Raw genomic sequence first — 18,634 nt, 5'->3', positions numbered from 1 at the left:
GGATGCTGGAGTGGATGGTCTGGACCGTCCCGACGGCCCTGGTGTTCGCCGGGCTCGCCCTGCTGCTGGTCGTCATGGCGGTCTGGGCCCGCGTCTCCCCTCCCGTGGCCAGGCGCGGCTTCCTGCGCATCGAGACCGACCGTGGCGACCGGCTCTACATCGGCCTGATCAGCGCGGCCGTCGTGCTGGCCGGCTGGATAGCTGTCACCGACCTGTCCATGTGGCTCGCACTCGGTTGCGCGCTGCTGGTGGCGGTCGTGATCGGGATATGGGGCTAACAGAGGAGGAGCCGAGCGATGAGGCATCGGGCAGGCAGGTCCGCGGCGGTAGGTCTGGCCGCGCTCGTCCTGGTAGTGGCCGGCTGCACGCAGGGCGCGAAGAAGCCCACGAGTGATTTCAAGGAGTCCGACGGCAAGGCCGCGGCGCAGCGGTGGGTGACGGAGGAGTTCACGCCGAGCACCCTGTCCAAGGACCAGCAGCTGGCGGAGATGGACTGGTTCATCAAGGCCGCGGCGCCGTACCGGGGCATGCAGATCAACGTGGTCTCCGAGACGATCACCACCCACGAGTACGAGTCTCAGACACTGGCCAAGGCGTTCACCGAGATCACCGGGATCAAGATCAAGCACGATCTGATCCAGGAGGGTGACGTCATCGAGAAGCTGCAGACCCAGATCCAGGGCAACCAGAACATCTACGACGCGTACGTCAACGACTCCGACCTCATCGGCACCCACTCGCGCGGCGACTACGTCTTCCCGCTGTCCGACTACATGGCGGGCGAGGGCAAGAACGTCACCTCACCCACGCTCGACCTGGACGACTTCATCGGCATCAGCTTCACCACCGGCCCCGACAAGAAGATCTACCAGCTCCCCGACCAGCAGTTCGCGAACCTGTACTGGTTCCGCTACGACTGGTTCACCGACCCGGAGATCAAGAAGCAGTTCAAGGCCGCGTACGGCTACGACCTGGGCGTCCCGGTCAACTGGGCGGCCTACGAGGACATCGCCGACTTCTTCACCAACAAGATCAACGGCAACGGGACCATCGACGGCAAGAAGGTCTACGGCCACATGGACTACGGCAGGAAGGACCCGTCGCTGGGCTGGCGCTTCACCGACGCCTGGCTGTCCATGGCGGGCAACGGCGACCCCGGCATCCCCAACGGCCTGCCGGTGGACGAATGGGGCATCAGAGTCGAGAACTGCCGCCCGGTCGGCTCGTCGGTCACCCGCGGCGGCGACGTCAACGGCCCCGCGGCGGTCTACGCGCTCACCAAGTACGTGGACTGGCTGAAGAAGTACGCGCCCCGGGAGGCCGCGGGCATGAACTTCAGCGAGGCGGGCCCGGTCCCGGCGCAGGGCAACATCGCCCAGCAGGTCTTCTGGTACACCTCGTTCACGGCCGACATGACCAAGCCGGGCCTGCCGGTCGTCAACAGCGACGGCACACCCAAGTGGCGCATCGCGCCGAGCCCGCACGGCGCCTACTGGAAGCAGGGCAACAAGCTCGGCTACCAGGACGCCGGCTCGTGGACGCTGCTCAAGAACACGCCGCAGGACCGCCGGGCCGCGGCCTGGCTGTACGCGCAGTTCGTCACGTCGAAGTCGGTGTCGCTGAAGAAGTCGATCAAGGGCCTGACGTTCATCCGCGACTCCGACATCCGCAGCGACTTCTTCTCCGAGAACTCCAAGAAGTACGGCGGGCTCATCGAGTTCTACGCCTCGCCGGCCCGCAAGCAGTGGACCCCGACCGGGACGAACGTCCCCGACTATCCCAAGCTCGCCCAGCTCTGGTGGCAGAACGTGGCCACCGCGGTGACCGGTGAGACGACCGCCCAGCAGTCGATGGACAACCTGGCCAAGCAGCAGGACGAGATCCTGGCCCGGCTGGAGCGGCGCGGCTACGGCGGCAACTGCGCGCCGAAGCTGAACCCGGAGCGGCCCGCCCAGTACTGGCTCGACCAGCCGGGCGCGCCCGCGCCGAAGCTGGCCGACGAGCGGGGCAAGCCGGAGACGCTCGACTACGACAAGCTCATCGCCACCTGGAAGTCGGGGAACTAACCGCTGAGATGGATCCGCAGCGAAGCGAGGACATCCATCTCAGCCCGCCGAGCTGGCTCGGCCAATGAACGCAGAGCGCCGCCGCCCGGGGGCAGGTCCCGGGCGGCGGCATTCTCCTAGGCCTTCAACCGCTGAGCCAGCCAGTCGAAGGCCTGCTCCTGCCTGGTCACGTCGAAGCTGTGGGGCACGTCTGCCCACACCGCCTCGTAGGCGTCAGGAGCCTCGCGATAACGTTCCTCGATCATGGTGTGCGCCCGGCGCATGCCCGGCTCGGGGAAGAGCTCGTCGCGCAGGGCGTACTGGACCATGAGCGGCTCGGGCGCGCGGGCGGCCACCAGGTCGGGCCAGTCGCCCAGGCGCGGCAGCCCCGGCGGCCAGAGCATCCAGGTGTGCTTCTCGACGTACCCGTCGATCATGTCGCGGTAGGAGGAGACCATCGCGGCGACCACGACGGCCCGCATGTCAGGGTCGAACGCGCCGAGCAGCGCGGCCCGCAGGCCGCCGCCGGAGAGCCCGACGCATCCGACGGTGCCCACGTCGGGCCTCGATCGGAGGTACGCCGCCGCGGCCAGGTCCTCGCCCGCCGCCACGCCCGCGAAGGACGTGCCGAGCGCGGCACAGTACTTGGCGACCACGTGCTCGTGATCCCTGGCCGCCGCGTCGTAAGGGCCGGGCTCGTTTACGCCGAGCGGGAAGCGGCGGCTGCCCCAGGTGAGCACGTCGGGGGCCAGCACCACGAACCCGCGCCGGGCCAGCTCGTTCGCGTACGCGCGACCGCCGTAGAGCCGCTCGCGGACCCGCTGGACCTCGAGGGATGGACCGGAGGGACCGTCGGCGATCTTCTCCTTGCCCACCCACTTCATCCCGCCGTGGCAGTGCAGCGCCACGACCCCGGGCAGCGGCCCGGCCGCGTCAGCGGGACGCAGGAGGTACGCGTGGGTGCGCGGCCCGAACCCCACCGACCAGGAGAGCTCCTCCCCGGCGAGGTCCCCGTCCGTCCACGAGCGCTCGACCCGCACGTCACCGGCGGCCAGGTCGAGCACCCCCATCGCGGCACGCGCAGCCCGCCGCAGCTCGGGCCCCGGAAGAGACGGGTACGGCCCGAGCCGTGCGGCGGCGACCTCGGCCAGCTCAGCGAACACGCGTGCCGTCGTCCACCAGGTGCACCGGCTCGCCGGTCGCGGCCGACACGTTGGCCGAGTGGCCGGTCAGCACGCTGCGGATCCCGTCGCGGTAGCCGGCCTGCCGGGCCAGCGGGTCGTCGCCGGGGCCGCGGAAGACGTCGTTCAGCAGCAGCCGGTCGCCGCCGCCGTGGCCGCCGGCGCCGCTCTCGATCGGCACCTCCTCCGCCTCGCTCCAGTGGCGGTGCAGGGTGAGCTTCTCCCAGGAGTCGGCCTTGTGCTTCTTGGAGGCGGAGCTCGGGTCGATGGCCGCGTGCGGCGGGGTCCACGCCCGCTCGACGACCTCCAGCTCCAGCCGCCCGCCCGTGCCGTTGAACGCCACCCGGTAGCCCTCGGCGGGCGCGTAGGCGTTCAGCGCGTAGGTGAGCACGGCGCCGTTGGTGTAGCGGACCATCACCGACATGGTGTCGTCGATGGTGATCCCGTCGCTGAAGACGTCCTGGTCGCGGAGGTAGCCGTCCTCGTGCTCGGCGTCCAGGTAGAGCCGCTTGAGCCGGGGGTCCTTGGAGATGTCCAGGATGAACGGGTCCGTACCGAGACCCGGGGCGCCCTGGCCCCGCACCGGACGGTCGGTGACGCCGCGCTCGCGGGCGTTCTCCGAGCCGTAGAAGCGCAGGTCGGCCTGGGCGAAGACGGTCTGCGGGGCGGCGGCCAGCCACCAGTTGACCAGGTCGAAGTGGTGGGTGGACTTGTGGACGAGCAGCCCGCCCGAGTTGATCCGCTCGCGGTGCCAGCGGCGGAAGTAGTCGGCGCCGTGGATGGTGTCGAGCGTCCACTCGAAGTGCACGGACGTCACCCGGCCGATCGCGCCCTCCTGCAGCAGGCGGCGCACGGCCGAGTTACGCGGCGAGTAGCGGTAGTTGAACGTGACGATCAGCTTGCCGCTGCTGCGCTCGGCCGCCTCGGCGATGGCCGCGCAGCCCTCGGCGTCGATGGTGAGCGGCTTCTCCACGATGACGTCACGCCCGGCGTCGAGCGCCGCGCACACGTACCGGGCGTGCGTGGCGTCGACGGTGGTGACAATGACCGCGTCGGCGAGCTCGAGCACCTTGTCGAACTCATCGGGCGCGAAGCGCGGCACCTCGTGACCGATCCGCTCGACGTAGTAGTCCATGCGAGTCCGGTTCGTGTCGCACAGGGCGACGATGGTGCCGGCGTCGCGCCACTCCCCGAGCAGCGCGTCGACATACATCTGCGCACGATGCCCGAGCCCGACGAACGCGTACTTCATGTCTCTCCTTTAGCCTGCGATCGAGGCGTTGGCCTCGGTGATGAACTTCTGCGCGGCGTCGTCGGGGGTCATCCTGCCGAACAGGACCTCCTCGGAGTAGCGCGTGAGGATGTCTTCCATGGCGCTGGCGCCCTTCGGCGGAGCGGCCGGCGGGTCGGCCAGCTCACCCTTGACCTTGTCGAGGAACTCCAGCGTCTTCTTGTCCGTGGGCGGCAGCTTGTCCTTGACCGCCGCCAGCACCTTGGAGCTGGCCGGCAGGCCGCGGTCGCTGAGGATGATCCCGCCCGCCTCAGGGTCGTTGATCATGAAGTCGATGAACTTGGCGGCCTCGGCCGCGTGCTCGGACTTCGACGAGGCGGTGTAGAACATCGCGGGCTGCAGGAACATGCCGCCGGTGGTGGCGCCCGGCAGCTTCGGCATCCGGAGCAGGTCCACGTCCTTGCCGGACTTCTTGGCGATGCCGCCGAGCTGGTTGCTCCACCACATGCCCATCGCGCCGGTGCCGGTGGCCAGCAGCGACTGGTCCACGCTCTGGGCGCCGATCTCGGCGGTCTTGGCGGCGTCGGGCGAGCCCTTGGTCTTGATCAGGTTCTGGTGAGTGGCCCACCAGGCTTTGATCGTCTCGGGCGAGACGCCGATCTTGTTGCCGTTGTAGAAGGGCTCGCCCTTCTGCGCGGCGAAGATCTGCAGGTAGGCCGGGTTGAAGCTCTGCTGCGTGCCGTAGATCTTCCCGGCGCTCTTCTCGCTGACCTTCGACGCCAGGTTGACGTAGTCGTCCCACGTCCACTTGGTGTCGTCGGGGAGCTTCTGCCCCGCGGCCTCCAGCTCGGTCGGGCTGACGACCAGGGAGAAGGCGTTGACGCCGGTGGGGATGGCGAACTGCTTGCCGTCGATGGCGCCGGTGGCCAGCACCTTGGGGTCGATGTCGCCGGTGTTGACCGAGCTGGCCAGGTCGGCCAGCGTGCCGCGGTCGGCGTACTCGCGCAGGCCGCGAATCTCGAGGGTGATGACGTCCGGCGCGTCACTGGCCGCGACCTTGGTGGACAGCGACTCGTAGTATGCCGCGAAGTCGGAGAACTCGCCCTCGACGTCGATGGTCGGGTTCTTGGCCTCGAACTTCTTGATCGCCTCTTCGGTCATCTGCTGCCGCGCGGCGCTACCCCAGTAGGAGAAGCGCAGCTTGACCTTGCCATCGGCGCTTTCGCCGCCGCTGCCGCTGCCGCAGGCCGCGGTGACCGCCAGCATCGCGGTGGCGAGCAATGCCGCCGACCACACCTTCTTGCCAGAGCTCACGGCTCTACCTCCTAGGGGTTTCCTCTTGTTGGGGGGTGGATGGAGCTACTTCAGCCCCGTCGTGGCCACGCCACGGATCAGGTACTTCTGGCCGGCCAGGAAGAAGCCGAAGATGGGACCGAGCGCGATGATCGACATGGCGAACATGGGTCCCCATTGCGAGTCGCTGCTGGCGTCCAGGAACGTGCGCAGCGCGACCGGGACGGTGAAGTTGTCCGGGTTGTTGAGGTAAAGGAGCTGGCTGAGGAAGTCGTTCCACGTCCAGATGAACGTGAAGATCGCGGTCGTGGCCAGCGCGGGCAGGCAGAGCGGCATGACCACTCTGATGAAGATGCGCCAATAGCCCGCTCCGTCGATCTCGGCCGCCTCGTCCAGCTCCCTCGGCAGCGTACGGATGAACTGCACCATGAGGAAGACGAAGAACGCGTCCGTCGCCAGCACCTTGGGCATCACCAGCGGCCAGATCGTGTTGATCAGGTCGAGCTTCGAGAACATGATGTACTGCGGCACGATCACGACGTGGTGGGGCAGCATGATCGTGCCCAGCATGATGGCGAACCAGAGCTTCTTCAGCGGGAAGTTCAGCCGGGCGAAGGCGTAGGCCGCCAGCGAGCAGGCCACCAGGTTGGCCACCACGGACAGCGCGGTGACGACCGCGGAGTTCCACAGGTAGTAGCCGAAGGGGTGCTTCAGCGCCGTCCAGCCCTCGGTGTAGTTGTCGAAGGTGACCTGGCTGGGCCACAGCCCCGGCTCCCGGAAGATCAGCTCCTCCGGCTTGAGCGAGCTGGAGATCATCCAGAGCAGCGGATAGAGCATGACCAGGCCGAAGCCGATCAGCAGGATGTGCTTGACCACCGGCCCGCCCTTGAGGGGGCGGAACAGCACCGGGAGCGGCCTACTTGGTGTCGCCATAGAAGACCCAATACTTAGACGCGAGGAAGTTCACTCCGGTCAGGGCGGCGATGATGAGCAGCAGGATCCACGCCATCGCCGCGGCGTAGCCCATGTCGTAGCTCTTGAACCCCTTCAGATAGAGGTAGAGCGTGTAGAAGAGGGTGGAGTCGGCCGGGCCGCCCTTGCCGTTGCTGACGATGAACGCCTGCGTGAACGACTGGAACGACTTGATGACCTCGAGCACGAGGTTGAAGAAGATGATCGGCGTCAGCAGCGGCAGCGTGATCGAGCGGAACTGGCGCAGGGTCCCGGCGCCGTCCACCGCCGCCGCCTCGTAATAGCTGCTGGGGATCTGGCGCAACCCGGCGAGGAAGATGATCATCGGGGCGCCGAACGTCCACACGTGCAGGAGGATCAGCGTGCCCAGCGCCGTGTCGGGGTCGCCGACCCAGCCGGGCCCCTGGATGCCGAAGATCGACAGCGCCGCGTTGACCAGGCCGTCGGCGCCGAAGACCTTGCGCCAGAGGATCGCGATCGCGACGCTGCCGCCCAGCAGCGAGGGCAGGTAGAAGATCGAGCGGTAGAACGACAGCCCGCGCAGCCCCCGGTCGAGCACCAGGGCCAGCCCCAGCGCGAAGGCCAGCTGCAGCGGGACCGACACGACCACGTAGATCGTGGTCACCTTCAGCGAGGACATGAACCTCTCGTCCTCGGTGAACATCTTGACGTAGTTGTCCAGCCCGACCCACTTGGCCTCCTTGAGGAGGCTGTAGTCGGTGAAGGACAGGTAGAGCGAGGCGATGATCGGGCCGACCGTGATGACAAGCAGGCCGACGAACCAGGGCGCCAGGAACAGGTAGGCGGCCCTGGCCTCGCGGCGGGCGCGTAGGGAGCGGGGTCCGCCTCCGCCGGCCTGCGTGGCCGGTTCGCGCGGGGCTCGGGTCTTCACCGCCACCGTGTCAGCCATGACGGAACTCATTCGTCATTCACGGACCTTCCGGCGAGATGTGAATGGATAGCGCTTTCCTATAGCTGGCGGGAAAGTTACGTCAACCCTTTGCAGACGTTACATAGCCGTTACCGATATATCGTTACGACGTTTTCCCAGGTAGAGAGCCTGCCTGTCCGAGAAGTCAGATGAATTCGCTGCTCAGTTAGTACAACCGTTTGCAGCCGACCCGCTACCGTGGCGGAGCGGTGGAGTCCCTGATCACCAGGCGCGTCTCCAGCGAGGTGGTGGCCGTGACCTCCTGGATGAGCAGATCCACGGCGAGCCGGCCGGCCGCGGCGGTGGGCATGGCGACAGTGGTGAGCTTGGGGCGGTTCAGCCGTCCGGAGACGATGTCGTCGATCCCGACCACGCTGACGTCCCGCGGCACGCTCAGCCCCAGGTCGCCGAGCCCCTCGATGAGCCCGATCGCCACCAGGTCGTTGTAGGCGAGCACGCCGGTCGCCCCGGAGTCCCGCACCCGCCGCGCGGCGGCGAGCCCGCCCCGCTCGGTGGGCGCGTTGGGGCCGATGGCGACCAGCTCGACGCCCTCCACCTGTTCGGCGGCCGTACGGATCTCCGCGCTGGTCCACGAGCCGGCCGGGCCCGACACGAGCGCCACGCGGCGGTGCCCGAGCCCGGTCAGGTGCTCGACCGCCAGCCTGGCCCCGTGGCCGACGTCCATCAGGACCGTGGCGGCGCCGCGCAGCCGCCGGTTGATCACCACGAACGGCACCCGCGCGGCCAGCCGTTCCAGCGCCTTGTTGGACGAGCGCGGGCTGCACAGCACCAGGCCGTCCACCTGTTTGGAGAACGCCTGCACCAGCTCCTCCTCGGTGGCCGCCTCCTCGTCGGTGTCGGCCACGAACAGGTGGTAGTCGCGCTGCCGGGCCGCCGAGTGTGCCGCCTTGATCAGCGGGGGGAAGAACGGATTGGCGATGTCGGCCACGATCAGGCCGAGGTTGTGGGTGCGGCCCGTCGTGAGCGCCCTGGCCGCCCGGTTGGGGCGGTATCCCAGCTCCTCGGCCACCGTGAGCACCCTGGTACGGGTGGCCGCGTTCACCATGTGCGGTGCGGAGAACGTCCGCGACACGGTCGATACATGGACACCGGAAGCCCGGGCCACATCACGAATCGTCACTGTCACAGTCGCCCACCCTAACGCAACCGCTTGCAGAATCCCTGAGTACCATGAAAGCGCTTGCCGCCCCGTTGCATCAGGAAACCCCTGCTCCAGCGAGGGGGGCGAAATCACCCCTTGACGACCTCGCCCTGAGGACACAAAGGTTTAGTGCAACTGTTTGCAGTCTTGAAGGAGCCCTCACGGTGAGCAGAGTCCTCGTCACCGGAAGCGCAGGACGCCTCGGCCGTAGCGTGGTCACCACGCTCGCGGCGGCCGGGCACGAGGTCATCGGCGTCGACCGAACACCCGGCACGCCATCCGAGGCCGCGATGGCCTTACCGGCCGATCTCACGGACACGGGCGAGACCTTCGAGGTCATCGCCAGGTTCCGGCCCGAAACCGTGATCCATCTGGCCGCGATCGCGACCCCGTTCAGCCTCCCGGAATCGGTGATCTTCAAGGTCAACACCCAGCTCGCGTTCAACGTCTGCGAGGCGTCCGTCGCGCTGGGCGTGCCGGGCGTGGTGGTGGCCAGCAGCCCCACCGTCATCGGGTACGGCGCCCCCGGCGGCTGGGCGCCCGCGTACCTGCCGATCGACGAGGACCACCCGGTGCGCCCGTGGAACGCGTACAACCTGTCCAAGGTCACGGCAGAGCAGACCATGAAGGCGTTCGCGCTGGCCGGGACGACCAAGATGGCCGCGATCAGGCCGTGCTTCGTCATCCCGCCCGAGGAGTGGGCGGGCGCGCCCACCCAGTCGGGCCACACGGTGCGCGAGCGCCTCGACCGGCCGGAGCTGGGCGGGGTCTCGCTGTTCAACTACATCGACGCCCGCGACTGCGCCGACATGATCACGGTGCTGGCCGCGGCGCTGCCCGAGCTGCCCAACGGCGAGGTGTTCTTCGCCGGGGCCGCGGACGCGCTGGCCCGCAAGCCGCTCGCCGACCTGCTGCCCCAGGTCGTACCCGGCACCGCACCGTTCGCCGCCGGTCTCACCGGCACCACCCCCGCCTTCTCGATCACCAAGGCAGAGCGCCTGCTCGGCTGGCAGCCCAAGCGGAGCTGGCGTACCGAACTGAAGGAAGCTGAATGAACCTGAGCGGTGTGCTGTTCTTCCCCGTGACCCCCTTCGACGCCGACGGCCGGCTCGCCGAGGAGGTGCTGGCCGAGCACATCCGGCAGGGCATGGAGCACGGCCCCGGCGGCGTGTTCGTGGCGTGCGGCACCGGCGAGTTCTCGGCGCTGTCGGAGGCCGAGCACGCGCGGGCGGTGCGGGTGGCGGCCGAGGTCGTGGGCGGGCGGGTGCCGGTGTTCGCGGGCGCGGGCGGCCCGCTCGGCACGGCGCTGAACCAGGCGCGGGCGGCTCGCGAGGCGGGCGCCGACGGGCTGCTGCTCATGCCGCCGTACCTGGCCCAGGGGCCGGGGCACGGCTTCGCCGCCTACGTGGCCGCGGTGGCCGCGGAACTGCCGGTGATCGTCTACCAGCGGGGCTCCGTGGTGCTGGAGCCGGAGGCCGTGGTGGAGCTGGCCGGGATCCCCGGGGTGATCGGGCTCAAGGACGGCGTCGGCGACATCGACCGGATGCAGCGGATCGTGCTGGCGGTGCGGGAGGCGTACCCGGACTTCCTGTTCTTCAACGGGCTGCCGACGGCCGAGCTGACCATGCCCGCCTACCGGGGCATCGGCGTGGAGCTGTACTCCAGCGCGGTGTTCGCGTTCGCGCCGGAGATCGCGCTGGCCTATCTGAACGGTGACGAGCGGCTGCTCACCGGGTTCTACGCCCCGCTCGTACGGCTGCGCGGCAAGGTCCCCGGCTACCCGGTCGCCCTGGTCAAGGCCGGGGTACGGCTGCGCGGCCTGGACGTGGGCGCCGTCCGCCCGCCGCTGGTCGAGCCGACCGACGAGCACCTGGAGGAGCTGGAGGCGCTGATCAAGACGGGGCTGGAGCTGGCCGCGTCATGACGATCGCCGACCTGCGTACCTCGCTGCGGACGGCCCCGCTGCCGCGGCCCTGGGGCGCGGACGTGCCGGCCAACCACGTGGTCGTGTGCGAGGTCACGCTGGAGGACGGGCGGACCGGCACCGGGTTCTCGTGGACGCCGCAGATCGGGGCGCACGCCGTGCGGGCGCTGCTCGACCACGACCTGCGGGAGGCGCTGATCGGGCTGCCCGCGCACCCCGAGGTGGTGTGGGACCGGCTGTGGCGGCACCTGCGCGAGGCGGGGCCCGGCGGGATCACGACGATCGCGCTGGCCGGGATCGACCTGGCGCTGTGGGACCTGCGCTGCGGTGACAGCGGCCTGACCGACGTGCTGGGCCGCCGGCGTGACGAGGTCCCGGTCTACGGCAGCGGCGTCAACCTGCACTACCCGCTGGAGGAGCTGGTGGAGCAGGCGCGGCGCTGGGTGGCGGCCGGGTACCGGGGGGTCAAGATCAAGGTGGGCCGGCCCGACCTGGCGGAGGACGTGGCCAGGGTGGCCGCCGTGCGCGAGGTGATCGGGCCCGACCGGCTGCTGATGATCGACGCCAACCAGCGGTGGGACCTGCACCGGGCCAGGCGGGCTCTTTCCGCGTTGCGGGAGTTCGGGCTGCACTGGATCGAGGAGCCGCTGCCCGCCGACGACGTGGCCGCGCACGTGGAGCTGCGGCGCTCCATCGACGTGCCGGTGGCGGTCGGGGAGAACGTCTACACCACCTACGGCTTCCGTGACCTGCTCGCGACCGGGGCGTGCGACATCGTCCAGCCGAACGTGGTGCGGGTCGGCGGGATCACGCCGTTCCTGCGGATCGTGGAGCTGGCCAGGACGTACGACGTGCCGGTCTATCCGCATCTGCTGAGCGAGGTGTCCGGGCAGCTCGCGCTGGCCCTGCCGCTGCCGGTCATGGCGGAGGACGTGGAGGACGCCTCGTTCGCGGCCCTCGGGCTGCTGGCGGAGCCGTACCCGGTGCAGATTTCCGACGGGGTCCTGCGGGCGGGCGCGCACGCGGGGCTCGGACTGAGGTGGTCGCGATGAAGGTGGTACTCGCTGGTGCGCACGGCCATGGGCGGCACCATCTGGGCAATCTGCGCAGGCTGGCCGACCAGGGGCTGATCGAGCTGGCCGGGATCTGCGACGTGGTGCCCGTCGAAGTGGACTTCGGCTCGCCGCTGCAGTCGCCCGACCTGGGCGAGCTGCTCGCGAAGACCGGCGCGGAGATCACGGTCATCTGCACGCCGATCCACACGCACGCCGACCTCGCGGTGACCGCTCTGCACGCGGGATCCCACGTGCTGCTGGAGAAGCCGCCCGCGGCGAGCCCCTCCGCGCACGCCCGCATCGCCGCGGCGGTGGCGGAGACGGGGCTGGCCTGCCAGGTCGGCTTCCAGTCGCTGGGCTCGGCGGCGGTCCCCGCGCTGCGCTCGCTGATCGCCGACGGCACCATCGGGCGCGTGCGCGGCATCGGCGGCGCGGGCGCCTGGGAGCGGCCCTCGTCCTACTTCACCAGGTCGGCCTGGTCGGGCAAGCGCCGGCTCGACGGCGTGGACGTGGTGGACGGCGCGCTGACGAACCCGTTCGCGCACGCCGTCGCGACCGCGCTCGCCCTGGTGGACGGCCCTGTCGCGGAGATCGAGGCCGAGCTCTACCACGCCCATCCGATCGAGTCGGACGACACGTCCTGCCTGCGGATCCGTCTCGACGACGGCTTCGTGATCACGATCGCGGTGACGCTCTGCGCGACCGGCCGGAGCGAGCCGTACCTGGTCGTGCACGGCGACGCGGGCCGCGCCACGCTCGTCTACACGCAGGACCGGCTCAAGGTCGAGCTGCCGGACGGCACGGTCACGACGACCGCGTACGAGCGCACCGACCTGCTGGAGAACCTCATCGACCATGTCCGCACGGGCGCCGAGCTGATGGTGCCGCTGTCCGCCACGGAGACGTTCACGCAGGTGCTGGACGCGGTGCGGCTGGCTCCCGAGCCGCTGCCGATCCCGGAGCGCTACCAGGACGTCAAGCGGGACGCCGCGTCGGGCGAGGTCACGCACCGGTTCCTGCCGGGTGTCGCCGACCTGACGGCCCGCAGCGCCGAGACGCTGTCGCTCTACTCGGAGCTGGACGTCCCCTGGACCCGGGTGGAACTGCTGGCCTCCGGGCGGGCGGTGGCCTCGTACGAGCTGCGGCCCGACCTGCCGGCGACCGACTCCCCGCGGCCCTACCTCCACGGGGTGCGGACGCTGGGCGGCGTCGAGGTCACCGAGGTGCGTCCCGAGGACCACGTGCACCACCTCGGGGTCGGGGTGGCGATCTCCGACCTGGGCGGGGCGAACTTCTGGGGCGGCCGCACGTACGTCAAGGACCAGGGGCCCGCCTGGCTGGACGATCACGGCATTCAGCGGCACCTGTCGTTCTCCCGGCTCGACGACTCCGGCTTCGTCGAGCACCTAGAGTGGGCGGGGCCCGGCGGGCGGCTGGTGGCGCGCGAGGAGCGGACCGTGACGGCCCGGCCGTTCGGGGACTTCTGGGCGCTGGACTTCGCGTTCACGCTCACCAACCTCACCGGCGCGCCGCTGGAGGTCCGGAGCTCGGCCACCAAGGGGCGCGTGGGCGCGGGGTACGGCGGCTTCTTCTGGCGCGCCCCCGGCACCTCCACCGCCCGGATCGCGCTCCCCGGGGACGAGGAGGCCGTGCACGGCAGCCGCGACCCCTGGGTCGCCCTGTCCGGCACCACACCGGAGGGGCGGGACTGGACGCTCGTCTTCGTGCAGTCGGACGGCGACCCGTGGTTCGTGCGGGTCGAGCACTATCCGGGGGTCGGGCAGGCGCTGGCCTGGGACCGGCCGCTCGTCGTCGAGGACACGCTGACCAGGCGGGTCGTGACGGCGGTGGTGGACGGCAGGCTCGACGCCGCCGCCGCGTCCGCGCTGGCGGACACGGTACGCGAAGCGACACCGGCCCTTCGGTAAGCCCTCACTCGGCGTTTCCTGGCGGTTACGCGTTCGGTGGCTAGGGTGCGGGATCTGTGAGTGCAGCCGCCACTGTGGACACCCGGCCCGTGACCGCCAGGGACCCGTTCTTCGACAACGCCAAATACCTGGCCATCCTGCTCGTGGTGTGCGGTCACCTCATCGAGGACCAGCGGGACCACCCCATCGCCCACGCGCTCTACTTCTACGTCTACGTCTTCCACATGCCGCTGTTCATCGTGCTGAGCGGCTATCTGTCGCGCCGGTTCACGTTCTCGGCGGGGAAGGCGCGCAAGCTCATCTCCACGCTGGCGGTGCCGTACCTGATCTTCGAGGTGGCGTACTCGTTGCCGCGGCTGATCCTGTACGGGAAGTTCGAGCTGACCCTGCTTGATCCGTACTACCTGACCTGGTTCCTGCTGTCGTTGTTCCTGTGGCGGCTGTCGACGCCGGTGTGGCAGCAGCTCAGGTGGCCGCTGGCGGTCGCGGTCGTGCTGTCGTTGCTGACCGGGATGAGCGCGCTGCCCGACGAGCTGGCCATGAACCGGACGTTCGCGCTGCTGCCGTTCTACGTGCTCGGGCTGATGCTCAAGCCGGAGCACTTCGCGTGGCTGCGCAGGCCGTACATGCGGCTGACCGGCTTCCTGACGCTCGGGCTGGGGCTGGCGGCGGCGCTGCTCGTGCACGACCAGGTGCCGACGGAGTGGATCAGATGGCGGCTGTCCAACTCGGCGCTGCACGTGGACGACCTCACCGGCACGGCCGTGCGGCTGGGGCTGCTGGTGGCCGGGGCGGTGCTGGTGGCGGCGTTTCTCGCGGTGACCCCGGCGCGGCACACGTGGTTCAGCGATCTGGGCTCGGCCACCATGTACGCGTACCTGCTCCACGGATTCGTGGTCAAGGTCGCCGAGCGGTTCGAGCTGGGCGTGCCGTTGTCGATCCTGCTCGGCGTGGCCGCCGCCACCCTGCTCTGCACGCCGCCGGTGCGCAAGCTCTTCCACTGGGCCGTGGAGCCGCGCATGTCCTGGGCCTTCACGCCGCTCCGCCGGCCGTGACACGGTGGCAGTTATGGCCATCGACTTCACCCTCGCTCCCGAGCACGAGGAGATCCGCAAGCGGGTCCGCGCCTTCATCCAGGGGACCGTCATTCCCGCCATGGAGGAGGTGAAGGAGGCCGACCGGGACGCCTACCTCCGTACGATCTTCCGGCTCCGCTCCCAGGCCAAGGCCGAGGGGCTGTGGCTGCCCCACATGCCGAAGGAGTGGGGCGGCATGGGGCTGGGCCACGTCGAGCTGGCCATGGTGCAGTCGGAGGCGGCCAAGACCCGCGTCGGGCCGTGGGTGCTCAACTGCATGGCCCCGGACGAGGGCAACATGCACACCCTCCTGCACTGGGCGACGGACGAGCAGAAGGAGAAGTACCTGCGGCCGCTGCTGGAGGGCACGCAGATGTCCTGCTTCGCCATGACGGAGCCGGAGGTGGCGGGCTCCGACCCCACCCTGATCCGCACCACGGCCGTCCGGGACGGGGACGAGTGGCTGATCAACGGCCACAAATGGTTCATCTCCAACGCGCGCCGGGCCAACTTCGCGATCCTCATCGCGCGGACGGAGCCGGACGTGCCCGAGGGCTCGCGCGGCGCGAACACCGCCTTCCTCGTCGACCTCCCCGACCCGGGCTGGAACGACGTGCGCGAGGTCGAGACGATGCACGGCTCCACGGGCCACAGCGAGATCGTCATCACCGACCTCCGCGTGCCCGACAGCCGGATCCTGGGCGGTCGCGGCAACGGCCACCGCCTCGGCCAGTACCGCCTGGGCCCGGCCCGGCTCGCCCACTGCATGCGCTGGATCTCCCAGGCGGAGACGGCCCTGGACATGATGGTCGAGCGCGCGCTCAACCGCTACAGCCACGGCTCGCTGCTGGCCGAGAAGCAGGGCATCCAGTGGATGATCGCCGACTCGGCCATGGAGCTGTACCAGTGCAAGCTGATGGTCCTGCACGCCGCGTCCAAGATCGACAAGGGTGAGGACTTCCGTACGGAGGTGTCGATGGCCAAGCACTTCGTGGCCAACAGCCTCAACCGGATCGTGGACCGGGCGATCCAGGTGCATGGCGCGCTCGGCTACTCGACGGACACGCCGCTGGCCGGCATGTTCCAGCACGCCCGCTGGGCCCGCTTCGCCGACGGCGCCGACGAGATCCACCAGATGCGCATCGCCGAACGCACCATCGCCGCCTACCGGGCCACCGGCTCCACCAACTCCGCCACCGGCGGCCTCCCCCTGTGACGGGCGGTCGTCACCCGGGGCAGCTTCAGACGGTCGTCACCCGGGGAGCCGGCATCGTCACGATCTCCCGCTCGTAATAGGCCCGGAAGTCCTCCCCGGCCGCGAACAGCTTGTCGAGCTCGCCCCGGCACGCCGCGATCACATCAGGGTCGTCGATCCGCCTCGCGCCGCTGTGGGTCCCGCAGGCGTCGTACGTCACCTCGTACATGACGGACGACCCCAGCACGACGAGCTCCGGCAGGCGGCGGTCGATCTCGAGGTCGGACACCTCCGCCGCGTCGAGCACCCGCACCTGCTCGGCCACCCCCACCCGCAGCGCCAGCACGTGCATCTCCCACTGCAGGTACGGCGTGACGGGTTGCTCGACGATCCGGATCCGCCGGCAGGGATAGGCCCTGCTCCGGCCTCCGTCACCCGTGTCGTCGACCAGCTTGAGCGAGCGTTCCCAGTCGCAGTCCATCATCGCGAGCCAGCTCGGCTCCCCGGCCTCGAAGCGCTGAATACGCTGGAGTTTCCAGAACACGTCATCAATGTTCCGGAAATTCGGCCAGAAATCGTCAAGATATCCGTCCGCACTTAGCAAGACTCCCGATATCTCGTGAATGCGCTCAAGCATATGACGACCGTACCCATCAGATTCGCGGCACGAACCCGTGAGCAGCGGCTACGCTGGCCGCGATGCTCACACAATTGATCGTCCTGCGCGGCAACTCCGGCTCGGGCAAGACGAGCGTCGCCCGAGCCCTCCGCAAGGCGTACGGCAGGCGCGGCCTCGCGGTGGTGAGCCAGGACGTGCTGCGCCGCGACATCCTCCGCGAACTCGACGTCCCGGACGGCGTCAACATCGGCCTCATCGACACCGTCACCCGCTACGCGCTCGGCCACGGCCACCACGTCATCCTCGAGGGCATCCTCACGGCCGGCAGGTACGCCCCGATGCTCCAGTCCCTGCGCGAGGACTTCCCCGGCCGCAGCCGCTTCTTCTACCTCGACATCCCCTTCGAGGAAACGCTCCGCCGCCACGCCACCCGCCCGCAGAGCGCGGAGTTCGGCCCGGACATGATGCGCGAATGGTACATCGAGCGGGACCTGCTGCCCGGCGGCTACGAAACCGTCATCGATCAGAACAGCTCGCTCGACGAAACGGTACGACGGCTGCTGTCCGAAACACTCGAATGCGCAGAAACCCGCAATTACCAGAAATCCACTCGAACCCCAGCAAATCACCTCATCAACTAATCGCTTATACGCATGCGCCTATCCTCTGAGGCGGGCGTAGGCCGCGGGTGGCATCCCGACCGCGGCGGTGAAGTCGCGGGTCAAGTGAGCCTGGTCCGTATAGCCGAGTTCGACGGCCAACGTCGCGAGGTCCAGTCCTTCGTAGACCCGCTCCGCCGCCTCGTGCAGGCGGAAGCGGCGGATCACCCATTTGGGGCCGATGCCGACATAGTCCCGGAACAGCCGCTGCAACGAGCGCACCGACCGCCCCGATCTGGCCGCCAGCTCATCGACCCTGGTCACGGAGACCTCGTTCTCGGCCATCTCCACCAGCGCCGCAACCTCTTCGGCCAGCGGATCCCGCTCCGGCCCCAGACTCAGCAGGAACCTCTCGACCAGCCCGATGGCGGCCCGGGCATCGGACTCGGCCAGAACCTGCTCGACCAGCGAGGCGCCCGCCGAGCCGTACATCTCGCCGATCTCCACGAAACGGTCGGTCAACTGCGACACCGGACCGCCGAGAAACGGCCGGAAGCCGCCCGGACGGAAGCGCGTGCCGAGCACGCGGCCGCTGCCCCGCATCGTGTACGAGAACCCGCCCTTGATCACTCCCGCGAACTGATGGAAGTCCGTGGTGATCGTCATGTTCACGGTGGGGTGCGAGACGATGCGCTGTTCGTACGGCTCGGCGAGGTCGGTCCACGTGACGACCCAGAAGTGCTCCACAAACGTCGCAATCTCCGCTGATGGCGCCTGTCTGAAGAAATCGAAGGCGTCGAGCCCCGCGTACGGGTCGACCCAGCCGCGCTGTCGCGTTTCTACAAGCCGCGCCTGGGTCAGGCGGGGCATCATGGCTGCCATGGACGACATGATGCCGCTGATGACGCGCGCCACCGAACGGACCGCCGGATTGGTCCGCGCGGTGCGGCCCGAGCAGTTCGGCTCCTCGACGCCCTGCGCGAAGTTCGACGTCAAGGACCTGATCAACCACCTCGAGTGGGTGGCGGACCTGTTCGAGTCGCTGGGCCGCCAGGGGGAGAGAATCGAGCAGGAACCGTACGCGGGCGACTTCCCCGAGCGCGCGGAGCGCACGCTGGCCGCCTGGTCCCGCCCCGAGGCGTGGGAGGGCACCAGCCCCGCCATGGGCCTGCCGATGACCACGCTGGCCCACATGTACCTCGTCGACATGGTCGTACACGGCTGGGACCTGGCCAGAGCCACCGGCCAGGACTACGAGCCGGACGCTGAGACCGTCTCGCGGGCACTCCACTTCACCGACCAGATGGCGGAGATGGGCCGGCAACGCGGCGCCTTCGGCCCACCGGTAGACGTGCCGGACAGCGCCCCGCAATTCGACCGCCTCCTCGGCATCATCGGCCGCGACCCAGCCTGGACCCCGTAA

At 69.3% G+C, this 18,634-nt stretch carries 18 protein-coding genes; 10 read left to right on the top strand and 8 right to left on the bottom strand.

Features of this window, described 5'->3' with window-relative positions; genetic code table 11:
* Nucleotides 1-2 precede the first annotated feature (2 nt).
* Nucleotides 3-278, top strand: a complete 276-nt coding sequence (locus AB0J87_RS04950) for a DUF2160 family membrane protein (RefSeq protein WP_350728620.1) — start codon at nucleotides 3-5, stop codon at nucleotides 276-278.
* A gap of 18 nt (nucleotides 279-296) precedes the next feature.
* Nucleotides 297-2,066, top strand: coding sequence for an ABC transporter substrate-binding protein (locus AB0J87_RS04945; protein ID WP_350728619.1), 1,770 nt, complete (start codon nucleotides 297-299; stop codon nucleotides 2,064-2,066).
* Between the two features lie 116 nt (nucleotides 2,067-2,182).
* Here AB0J87_RS04945 and AB0J87_RS04940 read toward each other — a convergent pair whose 3' ends face one another.
* From AB0J87_RS04940 to AB0J87_RS04915, 6 genes are all read right to left on the bottom strand, one after another.
* Complete coding sequence (locus tag AB0J87_RS04940; RefSeq protein ID WP_363962672.1) at nucleotides 2,183-3,208, bottom strand: dienelactone hydrolase family protein; 1,026 nt, start codon at nucleotides 3,206-3,208, stop codon at nucleotides 2,183-2,185.
* Nucleotides 3,198-4,478, bottom strand: coding sequence for a Gfo/Idh/MocA family oxidoreductase (locus tag AB0J87_RS04935; RefSeq protein WP_363962671.1), 1,281 nt, complete (start codon nucleotides 4,476-4,478; stop codon nucleotides 3,198-3,200). Before AB0J87_RS04935 ends, AB0J87_RS04940 begins: the two co-directional genes overlap by 11 nt.
* A 9-nt stretch (nucleotides 4,479-4,487) precedes the next feature.
* Nucleotides 4,488-5,771 (bottom strand): extracellular solute-binding protein, encoded by a 1,284-nt coding sequence (locus tag AB0J87_RS04930; RefSeq protein ID WP_355191186.1) that lies wholly within the window; start codon nucleotides 5,769-5,771, stop codon nucleotides 4,488-4,490.
* Between the two features lie 45 nt (nucleotides 5,772-5,816).
* Nucleotides 5,817-6,683: a carbohydrate ABC transporter permease gene (locus AB0J87_RS04925; RefSeq protein WP_355191184.1), complete on the bottom strand. Its 867-nt coding sequence runs from the start codon at nucleotides 6,681-6,683 to the stop codon at nucleotides 5,817-5,819.
* Entirely contained in the window at nucleotides 6,667-7,632 is a 966-nt protein-coding gene (locus AB0J87_RS04920) for a sugar ABC transporter permease (protein ID WP_363962670.1), read from the bottom strand. The genes AB0J87_RS04925 and AB0J87_RS04920 overlap by 17 nt, the downstream gene beginning before the upstream one ends.
* A gap of 214 nt (nucleotides 7,633-7,846) precedes the next feature.
* Entirely contained in the window at nucleotides 7,847-8,800 is a 954-nt protein-coding gene (locus AB0J87_RS04915) for a LacI family DNA-binding transcriptional regulator (RefSeq protein WP_363962669.1), read from the bottom strand.
* A gap of 179 nt (nucleotides 8,801-8,979) precedes the next feature.
* Between AB0J87_RS04915 and AB0J87_RS04910 the strand changes: the two genes are divergently transcribed.
* From AB0J87_RS04910 to AB0J87_RS04885, 6 genes are read left to right on the top strand one after another with little or no spacing between them, the layout of a single operon-like run.
* Nucleotides 8,980-9,870, top strand: a complete 891-nt coding sequence (locus tag AB0J87_RS04910; RefSeq protein WP_363962668.1) for an NAD(P)-dependent oxidoreductase — start codon at nucleotides 8,980-8,982, stop codon at nucleotides 9,868-9,870.
* The gene (locus AB0J87_RS04905; RefSeq protein WP_363962667.1) at nucleotides 9,867-10,739 is read left to right on the top strand and encodes a 5-dehydro-4-deoxyglucarate dehydratase; all 873 of its coding nucleotides are present in this window, start codon (nucleotides 9,867-9,869) and stop codon (nucleotides 10,737-10,739) included. The genes AB0J87_RS04910 and AB0J87_RS04905 overlap by 4 nt, the downstream gene beginning before the upstream one ends.
* Nucleotides 10,736-11,791, top strand: coding sequence for a mandelate racemase/muconate lactonizing enzyme family protein (locus AB0J87_RS04900; protein ID WP_363962666.1), 1,056 nt, complete (start codon nucleotides 10,736-10,738; stop codon nucleotides 11,789-11,791). The genes AB0J87_RS04905 and AB0J87_RS04900 overlap by 4 nt, the downstream gene beginning before the upstream one ends.
* Nucleotides 11,788-13,722: a DUF6807 family protein gene (locus AB0J87_RS04895; protein WP_363962665.1), complete on the top strand. Its 1,935-nt coding sequence runs from the start codon at nucleotides 11,788-11,790 to the stop codon at nucleotides 13,720-13,722. Before AB0J87_RS04900 ends, AB0J87_RS04895 begins: the two co-directional genes overlap by 4 nt.
* 56 nt (nucleotides 13,723-13,778) lie before the next feature.
* The gene (locus AB0J87_RS04890; RefSeq protein ID WP_363962664.1) at nucleotides 13,779-14,777 is read left to right on the top strand and encodes an acyltransferase family protein; all 999 of its coding nucleotides are present in this window, start codon (nucleotides 13,779-13,781) and stop codon (nucleotides 14,775-14,777) included.
* 13 nt (nucleotides 14,778-14,790) lie between these two features.
* Nucleotides 14,791-16,014 (top strand): acyl-CoA dehydrogenase family protein, encoded by a 1,224-nt coding sequence (locus AB0J87_RS04885; protein ID WP_363962663.1) that lies wholly within the window; start codon nucleotides 14,791-14,793, stop codon nucleotides 16,012-16,014.
* Nucleotides 16,015-16,039: 25 nt separating this feature from the next.
* On the opposite strand, the gene AB0J87_RS04880 is transcribed toward AB0J87_RS04885, so the two are convergent.
* Nucleotides 16,040-16,630, bottom strand: a complete 591-nt coding sequence (locus tag AB0J87_RS04880) for a DUF6879 family protein (RefSeq protein ID WP_363962662.1) — start codon at nucleotides 16,628-16,630, stop codon at nucleotides 16,040-16,042.
* 62 nt (nucleotides 16,631-16,692) lie between these two features.
* On the opposite strand from AB0J87_RS04880, the gene AB0J87_RS04875 reads away from it, so the two are divergent.
* Nucleotides 16,693-17,253 (top strand): kinase, encoded by a 561-nt coding sequence (locus tag AB0J87_RS04875; RefSeq protein ID WP_363962661.1) that lies wholly within the window; start codon nucleotides 16,693-16,695, stop codon nucleotides 17,251-17,253.
* 18 nt (nucleotides 17,254-17,271) lie between these two features.
* Here AB0J87_RS04875 and AB0J87_RS04870 read toward each other — a convergent pair whose 3' ends face one another.
* Complete coding sequence (locus AB0J87_RS04870) at nucleotides 17,272-18,126, bottom strand: helix-turn-helix domain-containing protein (protein ID WP_363962660.1); 855 nt, start codon at nucleotides 18,124-18,126, stop codon at nucleotides 17,272-17,274.
* Here AB0J87_RS04870 and AB0J87_RS04865 point away from each other — a divergent pair.
* Nucleotides 18,092-18,634, top strand: coding sequence for a TIGR03086 family metal-binding protein (locus AB0J87_RS04865; protein ID WP_350728603.1), 543 nt, complete (start codon nucleotides 18,092-18,094; stop codon nucleotides 18,632-18,634). The two genes, AB0J87_RS04870 and AB0J87_RS04865, sit on opposite strands and share 35 nt — an antisense overlap.

The organism is Nonomuraea sp. NPDC049625, from assembly GCF_040675285.1.
In the GTDB taxonomy this organism is placed as follows: Bacteria; Actinomycetota; Actinomycetes; order Streptosporangiales; family Streptosporangiaceae; genus Nonomuraea; species Nonomuraea angiospora_A.
Note: the sequence above shows the minus strand (reverse complement) of the source record. Positions and strands in the feature narration are given on the sequence as shown.